General features: G+C 60.2%; 5 protein-coding genes. 4 read left to right on the forward strand and 1 reads right to left on the reverse strand.

All coding sequences use genetic code 11. The features are described 5' to 3' along the window. The first annotated feature begins 4 nt into the window (after positions 1-4). From QZ213_RS23585 to QZ213_RS23595, 3 genes are read left to right on the forward strand one after another with little or no spacing between them, the layout of a single operon-like run. Positions 5-877, forward strand: a complete 873-nt coding sequence (locus QZ213_RS23585) for a MoxR family ATPase (protein WP_291688496.1) — start codon at positions 5-7, stop codon at positions 875-877. Beyond that, on the forward strand, positions 874-2,082 hold the full coding sequence (locus QZ213_RS23590) for a VWA domain-containing protein (protein ID WP_291688492.1): 1,209 nt from the start codon (positions 874-876) through the stop codon (positions 2,080-2,082). The genes QZ213_RS23585 and QZ213_RS23590 overlap by 4 nt, the downstream gene beginning before the upstream one ends. A gap of 23 nt (positions 2,083-2,105) precedes the next feature. Continuing rightward, complete coding sequence (locus QZ213_RS23595) at positions 2,106-2,930, forward strand: XdhC/CoxI family protein (RefSeq protein ID WP_291688493.1); 825 nt, start codon at positions 2,106-2,108, stop codon at positions 2,928-2,930. Between the two features lie 196 nt (positions 2,931-3,126). Here the strand turns inward: QZ213_RS23595 and QZ213_RS23600 are convergent, their stop codons facing one another. Continuing rightward, positions 3,127-4,611 (reverse strand): hypothetical protein, encoded by a 1,485-nt coding sequence (locus QZ213_RS23600; protein WP_291688494.1) that lies wholly within the window; start codon positions 4,609-4,611, stop codon positions 3,127-3,129. Between the two features lie 330 nt (positions 4,612-4,941). Here QZ213_RS23600 and QZ213_RS23605 point away from each other — a divergent pair, with 330 nt between their 5' ends. Then, positions 4,942-5,226: a hypothetical protein gene (locus tag QZ213_RS23605; protein ID WP_291688495.1), complete on the forward strand. Its 285-nt coding sequence runs from the start codon at positions 4,942-4,944 to the stop codon at positions 5,224-5,226. Positions 5,227-5,728: the final 502 nt, after the last annotated feature.

Below are 5,728 nucleotides of genomic sequence, written 5' to 3' on the forward strand. Positions count from 1 at the left end.
GACAATGAAAACCCGCGAAGAGATCGCGCAAGCGCTGGCGGCCGCCGGCTATATCGCCGACGGCGAGCTTGCGACCGCGATCTCGCTGATGCAATTGCTGCGGCGTCCGCTGCTGCTCGAAGGCGAAGCGGGGGTCGGCAAGACCGAGGTGGCAAAGGCGCTGGCCGCGGTGCACGACACCGAGCTGATCCGGCTGCAATGTTATGAGGGCCTCGATCAGTCGGCCGCTCTCTATGAGTGGAACTACCAGCGGCAACTGCTCTCGATCCAGGCGCATCGCGGCGAGGATGCCGACGCCATCGAGGACCAGATCTTCTCGGAAAAATATCTGCTGGAGCGGCCGCTATTGGCCGCGATCCGCCGCAGCAAACCGCCGGTGCTGCTGATCGACGAGATCGACCGCGCCGACGACGAGTTCGAGGCGTTCCTGCTCGAGCTGTTGTCCGACTTCCAGGTGTCGATCCCCGAGCTCGGCACGATCTCCGCGATCACCATCCCGCATGTGGTGCTGACTTCGAACGGCACCCGCGAACTCTCCGACGCGCTGCGCCGCCGCTGCCTTTATCATTATGTCGATTATCCCGACGTCGGCCGCGAGACGCGAATCATCATGGCGCGGATATCAGGCGCTGGCGCCTCGCTGTCGCTGCAGATCGCGCGCATGGTCGAAGGCATCCGGAAAGAGGAACTGCGCAAGGTGCCGGGCGTGGCGGAGACCTTGGACTGGGCGGCGGCGCTGGTCGGGATCGGCGTGCGCGACCTGCAGGAGACGCCGGAGACGGTGCACGAAACCCTGATGTGTCTGCTGAAAACCCATGAGGACAAGTCGCGGATGACCCGCGAGGTCACGGAACGGATCCTGGGGAAGGTCGCATGAGCTGCTGCGGCGCAGATCCCGGCTGCGAAGAACTGGACGAGGTTTCGAAACTCGTCACGACAAAACTCGCCGCGTTTCTCAAGACGCTGCGTGAGGCCGGCTTTGCCGTCGGCCCAAGGGAAGGCCAGGACGCGGCTTCGCTTATGGCGGAGGGCTATGCGGAAAGACCGGGCCTGTTGCGTTCCGCGTTCAAGCATTTGTTCTCGGCGCGCAAGACCGACTGGGACCGGTTCGACGGGCTGTTCGACGCGTTCTGGCTGGGAAAACGCGTGCGGTCGCGATCCCTTACCGTCGGCTCGACCAAGGCGGCCAACAGCCCGTCGCTGAAGAGCCTGCAGGACACGCGGTCGCAACCCTCGGCAGGCGAGGCCGCCACCGATCAGGTCCCCTCCGCCGACGATGCGCCGGAGGGGCGCTCCGGCGAGGGCCGTATGGAAGGCGCCTCGCGCGTCGACAATTTTTCCGAAGTCGATTTCCGCAAGATGGCCGATCCCGACCAGATCGAGCAGGCCCACGAAGTCGCGGCGCGACTTGCAAAGACCATGCGCACGCGGCTGACCCGGCGCGACCTGGCGCGGCGGCGCGGCTACCGGCTCGACCTGCGCCGTACCATCCACAGCAATATCAGCCATGGCGGCGTGCCGATCTCGCTGGTCAGGCGCCAGCGCAAGGAAAAGCCGCTGCGCCTCGTGATGCTGCTCGACGCCTCCGGCTCGATGAGCATGTATACCGGCGTATTTTTGCGATTTATCCACGGCGTGCTCGACGAGTTTCGCGAGGCCGAGGCGTTCCTGTTTCACACCCGTCTCGCTTACGTCTCCGACGCGATGAAGGAAAAGGATCCCGCGCGCGCGCTCGACCGGCTCTCGATCATGGCGCAGGGCGCCGGCGGCGGCACCAGGATCGGCGAATCCCTGCAGACTTTCAATCGCTGGCATGCCGCGCGGGTGCTGCATTCGCGCTCCTGCGTGATGATCGTTTCCGATGGCTACGAGACGGGCGATGCCAACTTGCTCGGCCGCGAGATGGCCGCGCTGGCGCGACGCTGCCGCCGCATCGTCTGGCTCAATCCGATGATGGCGTGGGAGGGCTATGCGCCCGAAGCCGCCGGCATCAAGGCCGCACTTCCCCATGTCGATCTCTACGCGCCCGCCAATACGCTGAGAAGCCTGACCGACCTCGAACCCTATCTGGCGAAGCTGTGAGCAACATTTCCAAGGACACGACAATGACAAAACATGTCGAAGTGATGGATCTGGTGGCCCAGCTCAAGGCCGCCGAAGAGGCGTTCGTCCTGGCGACCGTCGTCCGCACGGTGTCGGTGACCGCCGCCAAGGCCGGCGCCAAAGCGATCATCCGGCCCGACGGCACCATCGTCGCGGGCTGGATCGGCGGCGGCTGCGCCCGCGGCGCGGTGCTGAAAGCCGCGCGCGAGGCGCTCGCCGACGGCGAGCCGCGTATGGTCTCGGTGCAGCCGGAAAATCTTCTCGCTGAACTCGGCGTCAAGCCCGGCGAGAACCGCGACGGCGTGCGTTTCGCCAGCAACATGTGCCCGAGCAAGGGCACCATGGACGTGTTCGTCGAACCGGTGCTGCCGCATCCCTCGCTGGTCATTCTCGGCGGAAGCCCCGTGGCGCTGTCGCTGGCCGCGCAGGCGCGCCAGCTCGGCTACCACGTCACGGTCGCCGCACCCGCCGCAGATCGGACCGACACGCCCGACGCCGACATGCTGATCGACGGCTATGCGCTCGGACATCTCAACCAGGCAAAACGCTTCATCGTGGTCTCGACGCAGGGCAAGGGCGATGAAGCCGCATTGCGGACGGCCGTGAAGACCGAAGCCGCCTACCACGCCTTCGTCGGCAGCCGCCGCAAGATGGCGGCACTGCGCGAAAAATTGATCACTGAGGGCATCGACGCCACGGCCCTCGACCGCGTCAAGGCTCCCGCCGGCCTCGATCTCGGCGCCATCACGCCGGAGGAAATAGCGATGTCGATTTTGGCGGAGATCACGGTGGAACGCAGGCGGGGACAGCGGAGCGCGGCTCCTTAGCAGCCGTCATCGCGACGAGCGAAGTGTCCGTCATGCTCGATGAGCAAGGACGGAAGCGGCGAAGCGCGCTCCATACTTTCTTCGTGGCGCTTTACCGGGATTGCTTCGCCCGGTTGGCGGAACGGACTTGGCGTACGCCGCCCGAACTCTGAAATTGAGCAAAAGCGGATAGCCGCGCAAAAAACACCATGCGGCGTTATGGCTTAACGTAAATGCTCTCATACAGTCCTGCGTATTCTTCCTTCCAGCCTCTCTTGCCCACGAGAAACCGCCTCAATTCTTCATGCGCCTTCACCCAAAGCACCGTATCGATTTGGTATTTCTCAAGCACCGTGTCCCAAGCGGTCTCGTCAATCTCCAGTTCGGGCAGCTTGAAATAGTCACGCAGCAAATCATCGGGATAGGCGGTAGCTGCCCGGCCGTCCACGAACACAGGTACGGCGCCTCGCGTGAAGAAGATCAAGGTTCCACCGACGTTCCAGTGGTTCAGAAGCCGCGCATGCGGAAAATGTGTTTGAAGATAACGAGCATCCTGCTCTGAAATCATTTCCGGAAGTCCGAGTGCCGGTTCTACTTGCATAAAGGTCAATGGCAGCGCGCACGCTCCAATGATGCCAGCAGCCAACAACGACTTTTGGACTTCAAGATTATTCAGCTGTTTGGGCAGCAGCCGATCAAGGTGAAAAGCCAGCGGAACCGCCGAGAATAAGAAAAAGAACGACAAGTATCTGAATTGATAAAGTCCTAGAAACAAAAAGAGCCACGCAAGCAACCGGGACTCTACAGGACAAGAATCCCTGTACCGCAGTTCAAGCCCGACAAATATCGAAATATACAGGATGCCAGGCATGCTCCCCGGCATGGATATGTTCTGATAAAAAGACAGCCACTCGGTGATGTAGGCTTGCACGAAGTGGCCCAGTGTAGCCGCTACGCCGTCATAGATATGCCAGCCAAGCGGGTTGATGAATATTGCAATAAAGCAACCGACTCCCGCGAAACTGTAGATTTTCAAACCTGCCCAATCCCGTTTAAGCAGAGCCGCGCCGCAAAAAACCCCAACAATCAGGAAGCCAAGCAGGAAGCCACCATGCATGTTGACCCAAAGCACCATAATCGCAGGTAACAGGAGCCATCTCGTTCTCTTCAAACATTCACCGTAGAATATTACGGAAAACAACATGGTCGAAGTGTTTGGTGAAGCGGCGAGATAGACATTCGGGGGCGTTGCAAAAGATGGGTAGAGCAAACACGCGGAAAAAACCGAAATGCTGACTGCAGCCGCCGAGGCTCCGCTGCTTAAGCAGACGGACGCAAGATATCCGACAATGACTGCGCCACACGCAACTACAAATAAGGTGAGGCCGCCAAATTTCATATATTGAAATAGTACGCTGGCAATCACGTCCCAAAGCCAGGAAAGATTATACCATTGCCTGCCTCCCGACGTGAATGACCATGGATCCCCGAAAGGAATCTTACCTTGGTCTCTGATCAAGTCTCCAGCGGCCAGGTGCCATCCCAAGTCATAATGGCCAAGCATGAGCGACGCGTTCGAAAGGTAATACACGCATGCGAACGAAATCAGGAAAATATAAATTCCGGACCTTTGAAAGTAAGAACTGATCGTGTTTGGCCCTCGATCAAACTTGGAGTCGGCCCAAGCCTCCTGCGCGTCCATAAATGAGCCCCTCACGATCGAAGCGAGCCTGCTGCGTGCTTTTAGGGTCTGCATGGCTTGATGCAAACAACCGTCGCTTTAGGACGATCGGAATAATGTTAAGTAAAATTCGGTTGTGTAATTCGATTTTCTCGCGCTTGGGAATATTCCTGCTTAACCAATGCTTACGAGGGAAAACGCGGGCGTACGGGTAACGAGAGCCGGTCATCGCCATCGGTATGCCGGCGTGGCTCAGTTGGTCCTGTTTTGGACTCAAATTTGCCCCCGACTCACGTCAGGCTGACGGGATTCGATTGGATTAGGAGTACCTCCTAAATCGAGGGACTTGCCATGGGCATCGGACACCCGCCGCGGAAAAAGCAGGATCGCCTCGGTGTCGACAACGTTGTGTTTCTGCCGCGTGACGAATTTTTCGACGTTTTGTCGCCGCTGCTCGAAGAGGCTGCGACTGCCAAAGACGAAGATTCGCCACGTCAGGAACTCCACAACGTTCTGTCGCTCTCGAAGGAGAATGCCCGGCTTCGCGCGCTTGCGGTTGGGCTATCGAACCTCCTCGGAGACCTCCCTGTTCGCGCGTGGGAGGATGCCGCTCGATCTTGCCGCACGAAGGCGTAAGCGCCATGCGCTCAGGGGAAATTGGGTGATCCTCTATCAGGCGCACGTAGTTGGCTGGGACCCTTGGGGTGGACAAAGCCAGCGGGTCGCGCGAACGCGCGCCCGATGATGCCAGGCACGGCGCAAGCGCGCCTTTGCCCACCCGACATAGCCGGCTTGATTTAACCCGACGGGCAAATCGGTGAATTGGCTGTCCAGTCCCTCGCACAAAAATATTCCGCTTCAGTGTTTGCGCAAATCACTTTCATATCCGCCACCGTCCTGTCCCACAAAGGGGCGGCTCGAGATCGTCACGGACGCGGGACAGGATGCGGTGGACGCAAGCTGCGCTTGAGACGAGGGCGCTACTTTGCGGACGGTGAAGTCGTGTGGTCCTGACGCCCCGACGCTGGCGTCAAGCTCTTGAGAAGCACGCTTCTCGGGGGCGACGGTGGCAAGAAAGCCCGGTCGCCGAGGAGAGCGCGAAGGAACCCGTTAAAACCATTGCGCGGGGAATGCCGGG

The organism is Bradyrhizobium sp. (genome assembly GCF_017881085.1).
Lineage (GTDB): Bacteria > Pseudomonadota > Alphaproteobacteria > Rhizobiales > Xanthobacteraceae > Bradyrhizobium.

What these genes read in the sequence shown, in the direction of transcription:
- QZ213_RS23605 (WP_291688495.1), top strand. Translation starts at nt 4,942, where the DNA reads ATGGGCATCGGACACCCGCCGCGGAAAAAGCAGGATCGCCTCGGTGTC.
- QZ213_RS23590 (WP_291688492.1), top strand. Translation starts at nt 874, where the DNA reads ATGAGCTGCTGCGGCGCAGATCCCGGCTGCGAAGAACTGGACGAGGTT.
- QZ213_RS23595 (WP_291688493.1), top strand. Translation starts at nt 2,106, where the DNA reads ATGACAAAACATGTCGAAGTGATGGATCTGGTGGCCCAGCTCAAGGCC.
- QZ213_RS23600 (WP_291688494.1), bottom strand. Translation starts at nt 4,611, where the DNA reads ATGGACGCGCAGGAGGCTTGGGCCGACTCCAAGTTTGATCGAGGGCCA.
- QZ213_RS23585 (WP_291688496.1), top strand. Translation starts at nt 5, where the DNA reads ATGAAAACCCGCGAAGAGATCGCGCAAGCGCTGGCGGCCGCCGGCTAT.